This window comes from Agarivorans sp. 1_MG-2023, from assembly GCF_030548385.1.
Classification (GTDB): domain Bacteria; phylum Pseudomonadota; class Gammaproteobacteria; order Enterobacterales; family Celerinatantimonadaceae; genus Agarivorans.
This window is the reverse complement of record NZ_JAUOSJ010000008.1, coordinates 165,188-182,174: the sequence shown is the minus strand read 5'-3', so window position 1 is coordinate 182,174 and position 16,987 is coordinate 165,188. Positions and strand designations below refer to the sequence as shown.

Sequence of the window (16,987 nt, the reverse complement as noted above, 5' to 3'; positions counted from 1 at the left end):
TTTTTTAATGATGTTCTTTTAGGTATTTAGCCAGTTCTTGATGGGCTTTGTCTGGCTTTTCTTGCTCTAATTCTTTTTTTGCTTGGCGGACTAATTGGCGAAGCTTTTGGCGCTCAAAGTTAGGGTTCTCAGCTACCAAGTTATTAATCGCTGAATCGCCTTCGGCAATTAAGAGATCACGTTGTTTATCTAACGCAAGTTGTGCTTGAGCCTGATAAATATGTTTATTACGGATCTTGTCTAAGCCAGCATTAATTTGCTCTTCATTTTCAGTACGCATCACTTTGCCAATGTAGTTCATATGGCGGCGTGAGGCTTCGCGTTTGTCTTTCAAACGTTTAGCTAGCGCAATGGCTTCGCGTAAGGTTGGACTCATCTCAATAGTGGCTAGCTGCGGATTGGTTAATCCAACCAAATCGGCACCTAGTTTTTTCAGCCGGTCTGCTTCTCGCTTGATTTCGGATTTACTGATCCAATCGTCATCATCAATGGGCTGTTCTTTCTTCATTTTTAACTCTCATGGTACTTTTTTTCATATCTTACCAGTTCTTGCATATGGTCGCTCGATGAGTTTTGTTATGCTAGGGAAATGCATGGAGATGAAGAATAACAATGAGCCCTGAAAAACAAGTTAGCCAAGAGTTAAGCCAATTAAAACAGGCTGTAGAGTTTGCCATTCAAGAAGCCAAACAACTAGGAGCCGACGAATCGGAAGTGTCGATTTCTAAGCAAACCGGAATTTGCGTGGCTACTCGTGATCAAGAAGTGGAAACGCTGGAGTTTAATCACGATGGTGCCTTGGGGATCGCGGTTTATACGGCTAACTGTAAGGGCAGTGCTTCAACCTCAGATTTAAGCCCTGAAGCGATTAAGAATGCAGTGAAAGCGGCTTACGATATTTCTAAATTTACTTCGGCAGATAAAGCTGCCGGAATTGCTGACAAAGAGCTACTCGCTACTGATATTCCTGATTTAGATTTATTCCACCCACACCCACTAGAACCAGACCGTTTTATTGAGCTTGCCAAAAAGTGTGAGGGATTAGCGTTGGCTAACCCTAAAATTAAAGCCAGTGATGGGGCGAACATTAATAGCCACTACGGGGTTAAAGTATTTGGGAATAGCCACGGTTTTGTTGGCGGTTACCCGACCAGTCGTCATAGTATTAGTTGTATGTTGATCGCCGGTGAAAAAGATATGCAACGTGATTACGCCTACAGCGTAGCGCGTGACTTCTCTGACCTCGACAGTATTGAAGAGATTGCTGCTCAAGCGACCAGTAAAACCCTAGGTCGTTTAGGTAGTCGCAAAATTTCGACTTGTGAAGTACCTGTAGTATTTGATCAAGAGGTGGCGGGTAGCTTGTTTGGCCATTTAATTGGAGCGATTAGTGGCGGTAATTTATATCGTCGTTCGTCATTTTTACTCGATAGTTTGGGTAAAAAATTGTTCCCGAGTTGGTTGTCTATTTACGAAGACCCATTTGTTAAAAAGGGCTTATCCAGTACGCCTTTTGACAGCGAAGGTGTAGCACCTAAAGTTAAACACATTATTGCCGACGGTGTTTTGGAGTCTTATCTATTAACGACTTATGCGGGCCGTAAGTTGGGTATGCAAAGTACAGGGCATGCGGGCGGTATTCATAATTGGCTTGTGAAAAACAGCGGTGTAAATAGGGCTGAGCTGTTAAAGCAAATGGGGACCGGCTTATTGGTAACCGAAATGATGGGCCAAGGGGTAAATACGGTAACTGGAGACTATTCTCGCGGCGCTGCTGGATACTGGGTAGAAAATGGTGAAATTGCTTTTCCAGTACATGAAATCACCGTGGCCAGTACTTTGCCTGAAATGTTTGCGAATGTTGTCGCTATTGCTGATGATTTCGATAAAGAGAGTGCTATTCAAACGGGCTCGATATTGATTTCTTCAATGAAGATTGCAGGTAGCTAAAGACAATTGGATTGGGCTAGAGCCACAAAGAAGCTGAATTGCTTGCTCTAGCTCTGTTCTCGTTTCTGGCCTCTAGCTGTGTTTAAGCCAGTATTAAGGTGGCCATTCCTAAGAAAGAGAATAAGCCCATTACATCTGTAATGGTGGTTAAAGCCATACCGCCAGCTAATGCTGGGTCGATGTTAAATTTCTTCATTAGCAGAGGAATAGTGACGCCAGCAAGCCCGGCTAATGACATATTTACAAACATCGCGCCTGCAATGATCACTCCCAGTGTCCAATCCCCTTTCCAAAAGGTTACCACTAGCGCAATCACCGTGGCCCAAATCATACCATTGAGCATGCCAATAGCTGCTTCTTTGCCGATGAGCCAGCGTGAGTTACCTTCCCCAATATGCCCCACAGCTAAGCCACGGATTACCAAGGCAAGTGTTTGATTACCGGCAATGCCTCCCATACTAGGGACAATCGTCATTAAAATTGCCAAGGTGGCTAATTGTTCCAAGGTAGACTCAAACATGTTACTGATAGAGGCTGCGATTAACGCTGCGCATAAGTTTATTGCCAGCCAAAAGGTTCTACGTTGAGTACTTTTTATTACTGGCGCAAAGGTATCTTCGTCATCATCCATGCCGGCCATGCCCATCATGCTGTGCTCGGCATTTTCTCGAATAATATCAACCACATCATCAATGGTTACTCGGCCCAATAAGTGGCCTTGTTCATCGACGACAGGAGCAGATATCCAGTCGTGGCGTTCAAATAATGCCGCTACATCGTCTTCATCCATCGCTACCGGAATAGTCTCTGCCTTACTGTCCATCACGTCGCGAACGTTAACATTTGGGTTAACGGTAAGCAGGGTCGATAAGGGGATATCGCCGAGTAGTGAATCATCCTCGTCCACCACATACAGGGCGTCAGTGGCTTCGGGTAATTCACCGCGCACCCGTAAGTAGCGTAATACCACATCAATGGTGACGTCGGCACGAATGGTGATGGTATCAGTGTTCATGATACTGCCGGCAGTATCTTCAGGGTAGGCTAAGGCGGCTTCTACACGATGGCGATCTTGCCCGTCCATCTGTTCTAATACTTCTTGATAAACACTATCAGGCAGGCTACGCAGCACGTAAGCGATGTCATCGGTGTCCATGCCTTCGGTGGCTGCGGCAAGCGTCTCTGGCGCCATTAATTGCAGCACGCCTTCCATTACGTCTTCGTTAAGTTCTTCGAGAATTTCGCCGTGTTGTTCAGGATCGGTGAGTTGCCATAACACTTTCCGCCCTGCTGGGGGGCTAGATTCTAGCAGTAAGGCTACGTCACAGGCCGGCATTTGATGAAGCATGCGCCTAACATGCACAAACATACCGCTGTCTAGAGCTTGGTTAAGCTCCTGTAAGCGTTTGTGCTGATTAGGGTTTAACTCCATCTCTTCCGGCATAAGCATTCCCTATTATTGTTTGTTTAAGCGGCGCTTGCTAAGTGTAGCGTGTGTTTATTGCGCTTTGGTTTATTCTTCGTCGAAATTCGCTTCTATTAACGCTTGAACGGCATCTAAAGCGGCAGTGGCATCGTCCCCTTCGGAAATAATGGTTAAGGTATTTCCTTGAGCGCTGGCTAACACCAACAAGCCCATTACACTGGCGGCAGAGGCGGTTTTCTCGCCATCGATAATGGTTAGTTCAGCATCAAATTTCTGGGCCAGCTCTACCAGTTTTGTCGCTGGGCGAGCATGCAACCCCAGCTTGTTTTTAACGATAACTTGCCTAGTGAGCTTCAAGACGGTGTTCCAAAGTGCGATGGCGACGTTGTACTTTACGCTGGGCACTAAAGTGTTCAGCTAATTTTTCTGCTACGTAAACACTGCGGTGTTGGCCACCAGTGCAACCAATGGCAATGGTTAGGTAAGCGCGGTTATTGGCTTCCAAATGCGGTAACCAAGATTGTAGTAAATCACGAATTTGCTCAATGTATTGATTGACCAAAGCTTGTGCAGATAAATACTCTTGAACAGGTTTATCTAAGCCTGTCAGTGGCCGCAACTCTTCTTGCCAATGAGGGTTAGGCAGAAATCTAGCATCAAACATATAGTCAGCATCATTAGGCACGCCGTTTTTAAAGCCAAATGATTCAAACACTAAAATTAACTGTTGTTGCTGATCGCCAGTTACTCTAGAGCGAATTAAGCCACTTAGCTCATGCACTGATAAGCGTGAAGTATCGATGCGTAAATCAGCATTTCGAGATAACGGTGCCAGCAGCTCGGTTTCCGATTCAATCGCTTCAGCCAGAGACAAATTGGTTTGACTCAGCGGGTGAACTCGCCGAGTTTCGCTGTAACGGCGGATCAGCGCCTCGTCTTTAGCATCTAAAAAAATGCTTAACAGATTCACATCAGGGCCGGCGTTGCGAATAATTTGGCCTATCGGCGAAGGTTCGTCTGGAAGGTTTCGAATATCGATACTTATTGCTACTTTAGAGTAAGTATTTTTTAAGTTATCGATAAGAGATTGCCATAACACAACCGGGAGGTTGTCTACACAATAGTAGCCCAGATCTTCTAGTACTCTCAAGGCGACGGTTTTTCCTGAACCAGAACGCCCACTCACGATAATGAGTTCCATGACTATCCCTAACGGTGATTAGAGTATTAGGCTACCATGATGTCGTATAATTCGTCATCACTTTGTGCACAACGAAGTTGTTTGCATACTTGCTTATCGTTAAGTTTTTCAGCTACTTGAGATAAGGTGTTGAGGTGTTGTTTACACTGATCTTCTGGTACCAGTAAGGCAAAAACCAAATCAACAGGTTTATTGTCAATGGCGTCAAAAGCAATTGGAGGATCACAACGTAAAAAAACAGCGGTTGTTTGATGCTGTTTATCAATGCGGCCATGAGGTATTGCCACGCCTTGCCCGATACCGGTGCTGCCCATTTTTTCTCTATTCAACAAACTCTCAAATATACATTGAGCTGTCGTATCCAGTTGACCAGCGGCTAGTTCACTAATGATTTCTAAGGCGCGTTTTTTTGAAGAGCATTGGACTGCACTTTGAGTGCAATCCAAGCTTAGTACTTTATCTATTTGCATGGAGGTGACTAATGTTTGTTAAGTTTTTCTTTATGTTTGATAACTTGGCGGTCAAGTTTGTCGATGAGGCCATCAATGGCGGCATACATATCTGAATGTTCAGCGGTAGCGAATAATTCACCGCCATTTAAATGTAAGGTGGCTTCTGCGATTTGATTGAGCTTCTCGACGTTGAGGATGACATGAACATTGTTTATCTGGTCAAATCGTCGAGTGAGCTTGGCAAACTTGTTATGGACATATTCTTTTAAAGACTCAGTAATATCAACGTGGTGTCCGGTAAGATTAATTTGCATAAATATAGTCCCCTTGATTGGCCTTAAAGTAGGCTCTTACGTTGGTTAGAAGGTGGTATCGCTAAAGACTCACGATATTTTGCAATCGTACGCCTTGCCACCTTGATCCCCTGATCTGCCAAAATATCAGCAATCTTACTATCGCTGAGAGGTTTACTGGTATTTTCGGCAGCAACCAGTTTCTTAATTAATGCACGAATAGCGGTAGATGAACATTCACCGCCGCCATCGGTAGCCACATGGCTAGAGAAGAAATATTTAAGTTCGAAAATGCCGCGAGGTGTATGCATGAATTTTTGAGTTGTCACTCGCGAAATTGTTGATTCGTGCATTTCTACTGCTTCGGCTACATCGTTCAGCACCATTGGCTTCATTGCTTCTTCACCGTATTCGAAGAAGGCTTGTTGGTGGTGAACGATACAGTTAGAGACTTTGAGTAAGGTTTCGTTGCGGCTTTCAATACTCTTAATAAACCACTTGGCTTCTTGTAAGTGGCTACGGATAAACTGAGTATCGGTGGCATTAGACGTTTTACTTAAGGATGCATAGTGAGAGTTTACTCTTAGCTTCGGCATCGCATCGGGGTTTAGCTCTACCACCCAGCGACCTTGACGCTTCACTACGGAAACATCGGGAATAACGTATTGGGCTTGGTTTGGCTCAACAGCGTTACCCGGGCGTGGCTCTAAGGTGTGAATCAAACGCATCACTTCGCGCAGCTGGTCTTCTTTTAATTTGGTCTTTCGAGCCAATAAGCGAAAATCTCGATTGGCTAATACATCGATATGGTTAGACACCACATCTTTGGCTTCATTTAGCCATGGTGTTTCTGGGGAAAAACGACTTAATTGAATTAACAAGCATTCTTGTAGCGAGCGCGCGGCAATGCCTACGGGGTCGAAATGCTGAATCCGTTTTAGTACTGCTTCAATTTCGTCAAGCTCTACATCTAAGTCGTTATTGTCACTAGAATTGAGGCCATCTAATAACTGTTCACAATCTTGTGTGAGGTAACCTGATTCATCTACTGCATCAATAATGGCTAAAGCAATGGCTTGGTCTACTTCGCTGAAAGGAGTAAGGCGCATTTGCCACAGCATGTGATCTTGTAAGGAATCAACGGTTTCGCCTTGGAATAACATATCATTGTCGTCACCACCGCTACTGCCGCTCGATGAGCTAGCTGGCGCGGAACTGGCGCTATAAATATCGTCCCAAGTGGAGTCTACGGGCAGGTCATCAGAAACAGTTTCTTGGTTAATGGCATCGCCAGCTTCCATTTGGCTGCTGTCTACGTCGGCGCTAGATTCGGCTTCTGTAGATTTTTCATTGGCTGACTTAGCGTCTGTTGCGTCACTATCATTCGAATGTGACTCATCCGCCTCAAGCAGAGGGTTACTTTCCAGAGCCTCTTGAATTTCTTGCTGTAAATCCAGGGTTGAAAGCTGGAGTAAGCGTATGGCCTGTTGTAACTGGGGGGTCATGGTTAACTGCTGACCAAGACGCAACTGCAAAGATGCTTTCATTAACTACCGCTATCCCTTCTTTTTATATTATTTTCTAAGCTGCACTTTAACTATAGCTTGAATTGTTCACCGAGATAAACTCGTTTCACGTGCTCGTTTTCAAGTATTTCTTGTGGCTTACCTGAGGCTATCAATTCACCCTGACTAACGATATAGGCATGCTCACAAACATCGAGAGTTTCCCTTACATTGTGGTCGGTAATTAATACACCTAGACCGCGATCACGCAGGTGTTCAATGATTTTTTTAATATCAATAACGGAAATAGGATCTACCCCAGCGAAGGGTTCGTCAAGCAAAATAAACTTAGGGGCTGCGGCTAAGGCGCGGGCAATTTCTACCCGGCGACGCTCTCCGCCTGACAGGCTCATACCAAGATTTTTGCGAATATGGCCAATGTGAAACTCTTCTAGCAAATCGTCCAATGCGCCAATCTGCTGCTCTTTGTCCAAATCCTTACGGGTTTCTAATACCGCCAGAATATTTTTTTCTACCGATAAACGGCGAAAGATAGAGGCCTCTTGCGGGAGATAACCAATGCCTTTTCGTGCACGAGTATGCATAGCGGTGCTAGACAGATCATCGTCATCGATAAGTATTCGGCCTTGGTCTCGCGGCACTAGACCAACCACCATGTAGAAGGTAGTGGTTTTACCGGCGCCGTTTGGCCCTAGTAAACCAACAATTTTCCCGGTTTCTACATTTAAACTGACGTTCTTTACTACCTTGCGACCTTTGTAGCTTTTGGCAAGGTTCTCAGCGATTAAGGTACTCATGATTACTCATTGTCCTCGGGGGAGAGTTCTTCTAATTGCTGAGGCAGGAAGATAGTGGTTACGCGATTATTTTCATCGCCTTGAGCAACCATCTCTTGTTTATTAATGCTGTATTTAATCATTTGGCCTTTTACTAAGCTCTCTTCTTGCTTGAGCTGAGCATTGTTGGTTAAGGTGAGGGTCTGCGTTTTTAAATCGTAACGCACCTCGTTGGCCTCTGCTTCAATCGGCTTGCCGCTGTCTAGTAGTTGGTAAAAAGTTGCCGGTTCGCCTTTGGCGATCATCACCTCGCTGCCTTTTTCTTCACTACCTATTACGCTGAGTTCTTCGGCGTGCATTTTTATTGAACCTTGAGTCACCACTACATTATTGTAGAAAGTGACGCGGTTTTCTTTGATGTTGACCTGCTGGCGGTCGGCATCAACAATAATTTGTTTGTTGAAGTCGTCTTCAAGTGCTTGAGAACCCCAAGAAAGCATAAACAAGCTAGCCGCTAGCGCTAACTTACTCTTGTGGGTTGTGGTAAACCGCTTCGATATCATCTAATAAAGTCACTATTTCGTTAGCTAGATCACCGTCCATGCCAACACCATACAGTTCGTACGATGGGCCATACACGGTAACAGGTTGATCGCTGCTCATGGTTTCGCTTTGCAGATCGATTTCCAAACTTTCGGTAATTATGTCGCGAACATACTCGCCACGACTTAAGTTTTTAATCACTACATTGTCATTTAAGGTGACAGTTTGTTGCTGCTGTACTGTAGCGTGATCAGCCACAATTTGCCATACAGGTTGACGAGGATCTGGGTAAACCAAAATCTTTGGTTGAGTAAATTCTGTGTGCTTAAGTTGTTCAAAAAACTCCATTTGTTCGGCGTAGATACGGTAACGTGGGCTGCCGTTTTCGCCAAAGCTGACGCTATAGAGTTTCTCTGCAACAAAGTTGGGCTTGCTGGCTTCGCGTTGAGCGCTTTGTTGTTTAGGATCTGAGGGGCTTAATTGCCACAACACCAAGGCGAGAACGAACAGGCTCGCAAAAAACAGCGTAACGCGATTCATACACTCATACCTTGAGCATATTCTAGCTGATCTTTGGCTTGCAGTATCAGATCACAAAGCTCGCGTACTGCGCCAAAACCACCTGGGGTAATGGTAACTAAGTTAGCATCTTGTTTACACAGCGGGTGGGCGTCATGTACTGCAACACCTAAGCCACACGCGCGCATTACCGGTGTATCAACCACATCGTCGCCAATGTATGCCACTTTGTCAGCTGACAGGTTGAGTTGTTCGAGCATTTGTTGGTAGGCCACCATCTTGTTTTGTTGGCCTTGGTAAATGCGGCTTACACCTAAAGCCTGCATGCGTTTTTCTACGATAGTAGATTGGCGGCCGGTAATAATGGCCACTTCTACACCAATGTTTAACAAGGCTTTAATGCCAAAGCCATCGTGAGTATGAAAGGCTTTTAGCTCTTCACCATCGTTGCCAAGGTAAATCCGGCCATCGGAAAACACTCCATCAACATCGCAAATAAGCAATTTGATGTTTTTAGCACGGGTAAAGTTTTGCGAGCTTACCGAGCCATAAGGCGTGTTAATCGTCATTAATATACTCCAGCCTGCAGCAGGGTATGCATGTTAAAGGCCCCCACTACGGTCTGTTGGTTTAATACAAACAAGCCGTTAATTGATTTGGCTTTCATCAGCTTTAAGGCGTCAAAGGCTAACCAAGAGTCTTCAATGACTTTGGGGTTTTTAGTCATTACTTGGCCAATTGGTGTGTCATGTATATCGATGCGTTGATCAAGTATTCGACGTAAGTCGCCGTCGGTAAAAATACCCACCAATTGCTGCTTAGCATCAACAATTCCCACCATACCTAAACCTTTGGCAGTAATTTCGAACAATGCTTCACGAATAGTTTGTTCGACTGTTACTAGAGGGATTTGTTCCCCGCTTAGCATTAAGTCACTCACACTTAACAATAATTTTTTACCTAAAGTGCCGCCAGGATGAGATAGCGCAAAATCATCGGCAGTAAACCCACGGGCTTCTAATAGTGCTACCGCCAACGCGTCGCCCATTACCAAGGTTGCTGTAGAGCTTGCGGTAGGCGCTAACCCTAATGGGCAGGCTTCACGAGGTACTGAGATACATAAATGGTAGTTGGCAAGCTTGGCCATAGACGAGTTGGGGTTGCTGGTCATCGCAATAGAACGAACACCAATTCGGTTAAATACAGGGTAGAGCGAGAGTATCTCTTCTGATTCGCCGGAATTAGACAAGGCTAATACAATGTCTTCGGCAGCAATCATGCCTAAATCACCGTGGCAGGCTTCGCCAGGGTGAACAAAAAATGCGGCGGTGCCGGTAGAGGCTAAAGTAGCGGCGATTTTATTGGCAATGTGGCCTGATTTACCCATACCAGTAAGAATCACCTTACCTTTACAAGCTAAAAGCATTTCGCAGGCGGCGGCAAATTCTTGATCAATATATTGATGGAGATTTTCAATAGCTAAGCTTTCAATCTCAAGGACTTGCTTGGCTGAAGCAATGTAATCAAACGACACTCATTTCCCCTTAGTTTCTTAAATCAGTAATAACAGCTGCTTAGGCTAGAAATAATAGCAGTTGATAGCCTATGAAGCCGCTTAACAATAAGCCGCCTTCCCAACGAGTGATTTTGCGGCTTTTACCAAAGCCCATCGCCATGATGAACAACAGTACAGTAACACCCATCATCACATAAAAATCGCGGCCAGCAGCGTTGGCGTCAATTGCCCCTGGCGCTATGAACGCCGGGACAGCCAGTACTGCTAGAATGTTAAACAGATTAGAGCCGATAATATTGCCCAGAACTAGGTCATCCTCTTTCTTGATGACACCGGCTACACAGGCTGCTAGCTCTGGCAAGCTGGTGCCAATGGCAATAATGGTGAGGCCAATCACCAAGTCGCTCATACCAAAGTAACGAGCAATCTCCGAGGCAGAACCCACTAATAAATCAGCACTGAGTGGAAGCACAACCATACCCACCGCTAGCCAAAGCAATGCTTTGCTAGTTGGTACATCGTTAGGTACTTCTGATTCAGCTTCCTCGATCATTGGGTCAACGTTGGCGCCTTTGCGCTGGCGCAATGAGTTGATAATTAAGTAGGCCATTAACGCTACAAACAGAGTGAGTAACACAAACCCTTCTTGGTAACCTAGGTGTTTATCATGAAGCACCCAGCCGGCAACTGCGGTGGCTACTAATACCATAGGTAGCTCTCTAAACAGGGTAGAGGAGGATACTATTAGCGGCTTAAGCAAGGCGGTGATGCCTAGTACCAGAGTAATGTTGGTAATATTAGAGCCAATTACGTTGCCCACGGCGGTATTCATTTTGCCTTCTAGGGCGGCAGTGGCTGACACCATAACCTCTGGTGCAGAAGAACCTAAAGCCACAATAGTTAAGCCGATGATCATTGGTGGTAAACCAAAATTATTAGCAATGGCGGCTGCACCATAAACAAAGCGGTCGGCACTCCACACCAACAGTGCGAGGCCCAATACCAATAATAAACATTCAACTAACATGTGAATCCTTCAGTTATAAAACATCAACGATGCAAAAAAATCGGAGCATTGTCGGCATTTTCCCTGCAAAAGGGAAGAGTTTAGCCTTGAGTGTCATCAATTATCTCAATAATATGTCTGCCTTGGCCAATCAAGATTGCTCACGGAGTGGCGGATAGTTTGATTGAAGTAAAACAACTGGCGTTTCAGCGCGCTAATAAAGTCATTTTTGATGGCTTAGATTTACGTATCCAACGCGGTAAAATCACAGCCATTATGGGCCCCAGCGGCATTGGCAAAACTACCTTGCTCAAACTTATTGGTGGGCAGTTACAACCCACCGCGGGTGAGGTATTGATTGATGGACAGAATGTGCATCAGCTCAAACGGAATGAATTATTTAAACTGCGTAAACGCATTGGTATGTTGTTTCAAAGTGGTGCTTTGTTTAGTGATTTAAATGTGTTTGAGAACGTTGCATTCCCGCTGCGTGAGCATACTCAGTTGCCGGAAGCTGTATTACGCAACCTGGTATTAATGAAACTGCAAACAGTGGGCTTGCGCGGTACAGCTAAGTTGATGCCGAGCGATCTATCTGGCGGAATGGCTCGTCGAGTGGCGCTGGCCAGAGCGATAGCGCTAGAACCCGAAATAATCCTTTATGATGAACCGTTCGTGGGTCAAGACCCTATTTCAATGGGGGTATTGATTAAGTTAATTCAAGGGCTTAATCAAAGCTTGCAGCTTACCTCAGTGATTGTTTCTCATGATGTAAACGAAGTACTTAGCATTGCTGACTACGTTTTTGTGATAGACGGCCACAGCGTACTAGCCCAAGGCAGTGTTGCCGACATCGCGGCGAATCCAAACCCGCGTTTAGCGCAATTTCTAAAAGGCCAAGCCGATGGCCCCGCTGCTTTTCATTATCCTGCAGACGATTACGCTAGCGCACTGAAGGCAAGCTTATGATTGAATTTATTGCAAGGTTAGGGCGTAACGCTTTAGCTCGAGTTAGCGCCATTGGCCGAGCGAGCTTGATGCTTTGGCATGCATTGGCGACTTGGCCGAGTGCTCAGCTTGTAAAAGATACGGTTAAACAAGTTTATGTGGTGGGGGTGCAATCTCTGCCAATTATTCTGGTTTCTGGCTTATTTATTGGCATGGTGTTGGCACTGCAGGGCTATCATATTTTAGTCGACTTTGGCGCTGAGACTAGCCTAGGTCCTATGGTTGCTTTGTCTTTATTGCGTGAGTTAGGTCCTGTGGTTACCGCGTTGTTGTTCGCAGGGCGGGCAGGTTCCGCCTTAACCGCTGAAATTGGTTTGATGAAAACAACCGAGCAGCTATCTAGTATGGAGATGATGGCGGTAGATCCACTTAAACGAGTGGTTGCTCCAAGATTATGGGCTGGCTTTATTGCTATGCCACTACTGACCTTAATGTTTAACCTGGTGGGAATATGGGGCGGTTTTTTGGTTGGCGTAGAGTGGTTAGGTGTCGATAACGGTAGCTTTTGGTCGATTACCGCAGCCTCTATTGAATTTGGCCAAGACATTGGCAATGGCATGATAAAAAGTGCGGTGTTTGCCATCACCGTTGTGTGGGTAGCGTTATTTAATGGTTACGACGCTTTACCCAGTGCTCAAGGGATTAGCCAAGCTACAACTCGCAGCGTGGTTCACGCGTCGTTGTTGGTATTAGCTTTAGATTTTGTATTAACCGCATTAATGTTTGGCAGCTAGGTTTAGGGAATAACATGAAAGTAAATAAAGTAGAGTTGTCGGTAGGCGCATTTGTTTTGTTAGGCATTGCTGCCTTATTGGTATTGGCCTTAAAAATCGCGGATAGCCAATTTGGGAACAATACTGATACGTATACCCTGTATGCCAAGTTCGACAATATTGGGGGTTTAAAAGCACGTTCACCAGTGAAAGTAGGGGGGGTTGTCGTCGGTCGTGTAGAACAGATTAACCTAGATATAGAAGATTACATGCCAAAGGTAACGTTAAGCATGTATCGCCAATACGGTTATTATCCAGAAACCAGTTCCTTATCAATTCTTACTGCTGGTTTGTTAGGTGAGCAGTACATTGGCCTAACTCCTGGTTTTGTATTAGAAGACATAGAGAACTTGAATGACGGTGACGTGATTGAAGACACCAAATCGGCCATAGTATTAGAAGAACTGATTGGTCAGTTTCTATTTTCGGTATCGGAGGAGTAAGCATGTTTATACGCAGCTTGATGTTGGTAGTGTCGCTATTGCTTAGTGCCAGTACTTGGGCCGATGAAGTAGACGACAACCCTTATCGCTTAATGGCTTATGTAGCAGAACAAACTTTTAGCCGCTTGGCTGAAGTAGACCGTGAAGCCGCTGATGCTGACCAACAAATTGAAGACATTGTGCGCGAGCAGCTGATGCCGCATATTGATTATCGCTATGCGTCGTTTGTGGTCTTGGGAAAACAAATTAAAAAAACCACAAAAGAACAAAGAAGTGAGTTTACCGCTGCGTTCAAAGAATATTTAGTGAGTACTTACAAGCAGGCTTTAGGGCAATACAAACAGCAGCAAGTGTCGATTGAACCTGAGAAGTCAGTAGAAGGGAAAAAGAAAGTTGGCGTAAAAGCCCAGTTTATTGATGGAGAACGCCCGCCGATTAAACTCGAGTTTAAGTTTCGTAAACTCAAGAAAAAAACTGAAGATAGCAGCGACCGCTGGTTGGCCTACGACTTGATCGCTGAAGGTGTTAGTTTGCTGTCAACGAAGCAATCAGAAATGGACAGCTTGATTCGTAGTAACGGTATAGACGGTGTCATTAAGTTGCTGCAAGACAAAAACTTTGCCGCAAATGAGGCCAAGTAATGAGCGCTGAGCTTAAGCTTGAGCAGCAAACGCTTCGTTTAATTGGTGAGTGGAACGCAGATGATGTTGCTGCCCAGTGGCCTCAGTTAGCAAAGTGCCAAGCCACAGAACTCGACTTAGCCAAACTTAAGCGGATTGACTCTGCAGGAATAGCCGCTATCATCACCGCCTTAAAACCTGAACCTAGCAATCGCTTAATTGTTAAGCATTGCCCTGATCAAGCCAAGCAGCTGTTGACTCTCTATGAGTTAGACGCCTTGCTGCAATTTGAAAACTAAAGCACATTAGCGGAGCGTTATAATGCAACCAGAACAAATTGAACAAATTTTATCGCAAGCGCTTGAGCTAGACCATGTGCAAGTAACTGGGGAAGGTAATCACTTTCAAGTTGTTGCTGTTGGTGCAATGTTTACGGAACTATCGCGCGTTAAAAAACAACAAGCGGTATACGCACCACTGAAAGAGTACATTGCGAGTAACGAAATTCACGCTTTAGGGATTAAGGCGTTCACTCCTGATGAATGGCAAAAGCAACAAAAATTTGGCCAACTGTAGTCGCTAGGAGTAGTTGTGGATAAGTTTAGAATTGAAGGTGGCTGTCGTTTAGAAGGCGAAGTGGCCATCTCTGGTGCAAAAAATGCGGCATTGCCGATCCTTTTTGCTACCTTGTTATGTGAAGAGCAAGTGACCTTGCACAATGTCCCTCAACTAAGAGACATTGGCACAACCTGTAAAATGCTTGAGCATTTAGGCCGCGAAGTCGAAGTCAGCGGCGAGACCGTGATTGTTAAAGCCGGTAAAGCTAATGACTTTGTTGCGCCTTACGATTTGGTAAAAACCATGCGCGCATCGATTATGGCACTAGGCCCATTGGTTGCCCGCTATGGTGAAGCCGACGTATCACTACCTGGTGGTTGTGCCATTGGTGCACGTCCAGTTAATTTGCACATTCATGGTTTGGAGCTAATGCAAGCCAACATGAGTGTTGAAGACGGTTATGTAAAAGCCCGTGTAGACGGCCGCTTGAAGGGCGCCCGAATCTTCATGGATATGGTGAGCGTAACTGGCACTGAAAACCTGATGATGGCGGCGGCGTTAGCTGAAGGCGAAACCATTATTGAAAACGCTGCTCGTGAACCTGAAGTGGTAGACCTAGCCGACTTCTTAAACACCCTTGGCGCCGATATTAAAGGTGCGGGTACAGATACTATCGTAATTACTGGCGTAGACAGCCTACACAGCGGTGAGTACAGTGTATTGCCAGACCGTATTGAAACCGGTACTTACTTAGTGGGTGCAGCGGTAACGGGCGGTAAAGTGCGTTGTACTCATACCGACCCTACATTGATGGAATCGGTATTGGCCAAGCTTGAAGAAGCGGGGGCAAATGTAAGCAGTGGCAGTGATTGGATTGAAGTAGATATGCAAGGCTGCTCACTTAAAGCGGTTAATGTTAAAACTGCGCCGCACCCAGCGTTTCCTACCGACATGCAAGCACAGTTCACGGTACTGAATATTGTGGCCGAAGGGACTGGTCATGTGACTGAAACGATTTTTGAAAACCGTTTTATGCATGTACCCGAGTTGATGCGTATGGGCGCAGAAATAGAGCTAGAAGGCAACACCGCTATTTGTAAGCATTCAGAACACCTAACGGGCGCCCAAGTAATGGCGACTGATTTACGTGCTTCTGCAAGCTTAGTGATTGCGGCTTTGGTGGCTGAAGGTGAAACCGTGGTCGACCGGATTTACCATATCGACCGTGGTTATCAAAATATTGAAACTAAGTTTGCTAAATTAGGTGCAAAAATTACGCGTTTTAACGACCGCTCGTAGGTCTAACTGGCAGTTTTAGTTCGGTAATAGTAACGGGGAGCTCTAGCAGTTCCCCGTTTCTGTATAAGCGAACCATGATCTCTGAACCTGGTCGTGTTTCGGCAACAATATCCATGGCCTGTTTAATAGATTCAATATCTTGGCCGGCTAAACTCACTAAAATATCGTTAGCCAAAATACCTGCTTTTCCCGCTGGCCCTTGTGGATCTATACCACTAACAATCACTCCACGTGTTTCATTTAATTTAAGACGTGAAGCCAGCAGTGGAGTGATTTTTTGTCCATCTAAGCCTAAATAACCACGCACAATCGTGCCGTCTTTAATCAGGCTCTGCATGATTTTTTTAGCTAATACAAAAGGGATAGCGAAGCTAATACCGTAAGTATCTGCTGCATCGTTTAAGTGATAGGCCGAGGTATTAATGCCTACTAACTCACCGCGAGTATTGACTAAGGCACCGCCAGAATTACCACGGTTAATAGCAGCATCTGTTTGCAGAAAGTCTTGACGACCGGTAGAGCTCATCCCACTACGGCCCGCTGCACTAATAATGCCTTGGGTAATCGTTTGGCCCACGTTATAGGGGTTACCAATAGCCAGTACTACGTCACCCACTTGGGTGGCAAGTTGGTCGTTTTGTGGAATTACTGGTAAATCTGGCGAGGCGTCAATCTTCAGCACGGCTAAGTCAGTGATGATGTCTCCACCAACTAGCTCAGCGTTAAATACTCGTCCGTCTTGTAAGGCAATAACAATTTGGTCTGAATTGGCAATCACGTGCAGATTGGTTAAAACAAAGCCCTGTTTCGACATGATCACGCCCGATCCCAAACCTTGAGATTCTAGCTGGCTGTCTACATTCACATAAGATTGCAGGAAGCTGCGAGTATAAATGTTTACAACGGCAGGAGCTGCTCGTCTAGAGGCTTGTGCGTAACTAACCAATGGGGTATCGGTATAGTCGTCTAATAGCTGCTTGCTGTTCTCCCGAAACTCAGGGAAGGCAAACAAAATTCCGATTGCCATCGCTAAACCAAAAATAGCAGGCTTGAGTAAATACTTGATTATAGCTAACAA

Annotated in this window: 22 protein-coding genes; 8 read left to right on the top strand and 14 right to left on the bottom strand. The window is 45.2% G+C overall.

Annotated features, from left to right (window positions below; all coding sequences use genetic code 11):
• Positions 1-4 precede the first annotated feature (4 nt).
• Positions 5-508 carry a ribosome biogenesis factor YjgA gene (yjgA, locus tag Q4592_RS13620; RefSeq protein ID WP_137673639.1) on the bottom strand — a complete coding sequence of 168 codons (504 nt, stop codon included), beginning with the start codon at positions 506-508 and terminating at the stop codon, positions 5-7.
• A 104-nt stretch (positions 509-612) separates the two neighbouring features.
• On the opposite strand from yjgA, the gene pmbA reads away from it, so the two are divergent.
• The gene (gene pmbA, locus Q4592_RS13615) at positions 613-1,950 is read left to right on the top strand and encodes a metalloprotease PmbA (RefSeq protein WP_303513965.1); all 1,338 of its coding nucleotides are present in this window, start codon (positions 613-615) and stop codon (positions 1,948-1,950) included.
• 82 nt (positions 1,951-2,032) lie between these two features.
• Here the strand turns inward: pmbA and mgtE are convergent, their stop codons facing one another.
• The 12 genes from mgtE to Q4592_RS13555 all read right to left on the bottom strand — a co-directional run bounded on the left by mgtE (position 2,033) and on the right by Q4592_RS13555 (position 11,229).
• Positions 2,033-3,394 (bottom strand): magnesium transporter, encoded by a 1,362-nt coding sequence (gene mgtE / locus Q4592_RS13610; protein WP_303513962.1) that lies wholly within the window; start codon positions 3,392-3,394, stop codon positions 2,033-2,035.
• Between the two features lie 69 nt (positions 3,395-3,463).
• On the bottom strand, positions 3,464-3,754 hold the full coding sequence (locus Q4592_RS13605) for an HPr family phosphocarrier protein (protein WP_174235950.1): 291 nt from the start codon (positions 3,752-3,754) through the stop codon (positions 3,464-3,466).
• A complete protein-coding gene (gene rapZ / locus Q4592_RS13600) occupies positions 3,720-4,577 on the bottom strand; it encodes an RNase adapter RapZ (protein ID WP_303513958.1) in 858 nt (285 codons plus the stop codon). The genes Q4592_RS13605 and rapZ overlap by 35 nt, the downstream gene beginning before the upstream one ends.
• 26 nt (positions 4,578-4,603) lie before the next feature.
• Complete coding sequence (gene ptsN / locus Q4592_RS13595) at positions 4,604-5,047, bottom strand: PTS IIA-like nitrogen regulatory protein PtsN (RefSeq protein WP_137673644.1); 444 nt, start codon at positions 5,045-5,047, stop codon at positions 4,604-4,606.
• 8 nt (positions 5,048-5,055) lie between these two features.
• Entirely contained in the window at positions 5,056-5,343 is a 288-nt protein-coding gene (gene hpf, locus Q4592_RS13590) for a ribosome hibernation promoting factor (protein WP_137673645.1), read from the bottom strand.
• Positions 5,344-5,366: 23 nt separating this feature from the next.
• Positions 5,367-6,869: an RNA polymerase factor sigma-54 gene (locus tag Q4592_RS13585; RefSeq protein ID WP_303513955.1), complete on the bottom strand. Its 1,503-nt coding sequence runs from the start codon at positions 6,867-6,869 to the stop codon at positions 5,367-5,369.
• Positions 6,870-6,919: 50 nt separating this feature from the next.
• Positions 6,920-7,645: an LPS export ABC transporter ATP-binding protein gene (gene lptB / locus Q4592_RS13580; RefSeq protein WP_303513952.1), complete on the bottom strand. Its 726-nt coding sequence runs from the start codon at positions 7,643-7,645 to the stop codon at positions 6,920-6,922.
• Between the two features lie 2 nt (positions 7,646-7,647).
• A complete protein-coding gene (lptA, locus tag Q4592_RS13575; protein WP_137673752.1) occupies positions 7,648-8,124 on the bottom strand; it encodes a lipopolysaccharide transport periplasmic protein LptA in 477 nt (158 codons plus the stop codon).
• A 25-nt stretch (positions 8,125-8,149) separates the two neighbouring features.
• Entirely contained in the window at positions 8,150-8,707 is a 558-nt protein-coding gene (gene lptC, locus Q4592_RS13570) for an LPS export ABC transporter periplasmic protein LptC (RefSeq protein ID WP_137673648.1), read from the bottom strand.
• Positions 8,704-9,255: a 3-deoxy-manno-octulosonate-8-phosphatase KdsC gene (gene kdsC, locus Q4592_RS13565; protein WP_303513947.1), complete on the bottom strand. Its 552-nt coding sequence runs from the start codon at positions 9,253-9,255 to the stop codon at positions 8,704-8,706. Before kdsC ends, lptC begins: the two co-directional genes overlap by 4 nt.
• On the bottom strand, positions 9,255-10,220 hold the full coding sequence (locus Q4592_RS13560) for a KpsF/GutQ family sugar-phosphate isomerase (RefSeq protein ID WP_303513945.1): 966 nt from the start codon (positions 10,218-10,220) through the stop codon (positions 9,255-9,257). The genes kdsC and Q4592_RS13560 overlap by 1 nt, the downstream gene beginning before the upstream one ends.
• A 40-nt stretch (positions 10,221-10,260) precedes the next feature.
• Positions 10,261-11,229: a calcium/sodium antiporter gene (locus tag Q4592_RS13555; protein ID WP_303513942.1), complete on the bottom strand. Its 969-nt coding sequence runs from the start codon at positions 11,227-11,229 to the stop codon at positions 10,261-10,263.
• Between the two features lie 147 nt (positions 11,230-11,376).
• Here Q4592_RS13555 and Q4592_RS13550 point away from each other — a divergent pair, with 147 nt between their 5' ends.
• From Q4592_RS13550 to murA, 7 genes are read left to right on the top strand one after another with little or no spacing between them, the layout of a single operon-like run.
• Entirely contained in the window at positions 11,377-12,177 is an 801-nt protein-coding gene (locus Q4592_RS13550) for an ATP-binding cassette domain-containing protein (protein WP_303513939.1), read from the top strand.
• A complete protein-coding gene (gene mlaE / locus Q4592_RS13545) occupies positions 12,174-12,950 on the top strand; it encodes a lipid asymmetry maintenance ABC transporter permease subunit MlaE (protein WP_303513937.1) in 777 nt (258 codons plus the stop codon). Before Q4592_RS13550 ends, mlaE begins: the two co-directional genes overlap by 4 nt.
• 14 nt (positions 12,951-12,964) lie before the next feature.
• Positions 12,965-13,432 carry an outer membrane lipid asymmetry maintenance protein MlaD gene (gene mlaD / locus Q4592_RS13540; RefSeq protein WP_303513935.1) on the top strand — a complete coding sequence of 156 codons (468 nt, stop codon included), beginning with the start codon at positions 12,965-12,967 and terminating at the stop codon, positions 13,430-13,432.
• 2 nt (positions 13,433-13,434) lie between these two features.
• Positions 13,435-14,073, top strand: coding sequence for a phospholipid-binding protein MlaC (locus Q4592_RS13535; protein WP_303513933.1), 639 nt, complete (start codon positions 13,435-13,437; stop codon positions 14,071-14,073).
• Positions 14,073-14,351, top strand: a complete 279-nt coding sequence (locus Q4592_RS13530) for a lipid asymmetry maintenance protein MlaB (protein ID WP_303513931.1) — start codon at positions 14,073-14,075, stop codon at positions 14,349-14,351. Before Q4592_RS13535 ends, Q4592_RS13530 begins: the two co-directional genes overlap by 1 nt.
• A gap of 22 nt (positions 14,352-14,373) precedes the next feature.
• On the top strand, positions 14,374-14,628 hold the full coding sequence (locus Q4592_RS13525; protein ID WP_137673657.1) for a BolA family protein: 255 nt from the start codon (positions 14,374-14,376) through the stop codon (positions 14,626-14,628).
• Positions 14,629-14,643: 15 nt separating this feature from the next.
• Entirely contained in the window at positions 14,644-15,909 is a 1,266-nt protein-coding gene (murA, locus tag Q4592_RS13520) for a UDP-N-acetylglucosamine 1-carboxyvinyltransferase (protein WP_303513928.1), read from the top strand.
• Here the strand turns inward: murA and degS are convergent.
• On the bottom strand, positions 15,893-16,987 hold the full coding sequence (gene degS / locus Q4592_RS13515) for an outer membrane-stress sensor serine endopeptidase DegS (RefSeq protein ID WP_303513926.1): 1,095 nt from the start codon (positions 16,985-16,987) through the stop codon (positions 15,893-15,895). The genes murA and degS overlap by 17 nt on opposite strands.

Bases quoted from the DNA above. Each gene is read 5' to 3' on its own strand.
- rapZ (WP_303513958.1), bottom strand. From the start codon at position 4,577: ATGGAACTCATTATCGTGAGTGGGCGTTCTGGTTCAGGAAAAACCGTC.
- Q4592_RS13555 (WP_303513942.1), bottom strand. From the start codon at position 11,229: ATGTTAGTTGAATGTTTATTATTGGTATTGGGCCTCGCACTGTTGGTG.
- lptC (WP_137673648.1), bottom strand. From the start codon at position 8,707: ATGAATCGCGTTACGCTGTTTTTTGCGAGCCTGTTCGTTCTCGCCTTG.
- Q4592_RS13535 (WP_303513933.1), top strand. From the start codon at position 13,435: ATGTTTATACGCAGCTTGATGTTGGTAGTGTCGCTATTGCTTAGTGCC.
- ptsN (WP_137673644.1), bottom strand. From the start codon at position 5,047: ATGCAAATAGATAAAGTACTAAGCTTGGATTGCACTCAAAGTGCAGTC.
- mlaE (WP_303513937.1), top strand. From the start codon at position 12,174: ATGATTGAATTTATTGCAAGGTTAGGGCGTAACGCTTTAGCTCGAGTT.
- lptA (WP_137673752.1), bottom strand. From the start codon at position 8,124: ATGCTTTCTTGGGGTTCTCAAGCACTTGAAGACGACTTCAACAAACAA.
- lptB (WP_303513952.1), bottom strand. From the start codon at position 7,645: ATGAGTACCTTAATCGCTGAGAACCTTGCCAAAAGCTACAAAGGTCGC.
- mgtE (WP_303513962.1), bottom strand. From the start codon at position 3,394: ATGCCGGAAGAGATGGAGTTAAACCCTAATCAGCACAAACGCTTACAG.
- Q4592_RS13525 (WP_137673657.1), top strand. From the start codon at position 14,374: ATGCAACCAGAACAAATTGAACAAATTTTATCGCAAGCGCTTGAGCTA.
- mlaD (WP_303513935.1), top strand. From the start codon at position 12,965: ATGAAAGTAAATAAAGTAGAGTTGTCGGTAGGCGCATTTGTTTTGTTA.
- pmbA (WP_303513965.1), top strand. From the start codon at position 613: ATGAGCCCTGAAAAACAAGTTAGCCAAGAGTTAAGCCAATTAAAACAG.
- Q4592_RS13585 (WP_303513955.1), bottom strand. From the start codon at position 6,869: ATGAAAGCATCTTTGCAGTTGCGTCTTGGTCAGCAGTTAACCATGACC.
- yjgA (WP_137673639.1), bottom strand. From the start codon at position 508: ATGAAGAAAGAACAGCCCATTGATGATGACGATTGGATCAGTAAATCC.
- kdsC (WP_303513947.1), bottom strand. From the start codon at position 9,255: ATGACGATTAACACGCCTTATGGCTCGGTAAGCTCGCAAAACTTTACC.
- Q4592_RS13530 (WP_303513931.1), top strand. From the start codon at position 14,073: ATGAGCGCTGAGCTTAAGCTTGAGCAGCAAACGCTTCGTTTAATTGGT.
- hpf (WP_137673645.1), bottom strand. From the start codon at position 5,343: ATGCAAATTAATCTTACCGGACACCACGTTGATATTACTGAGTCTTTA.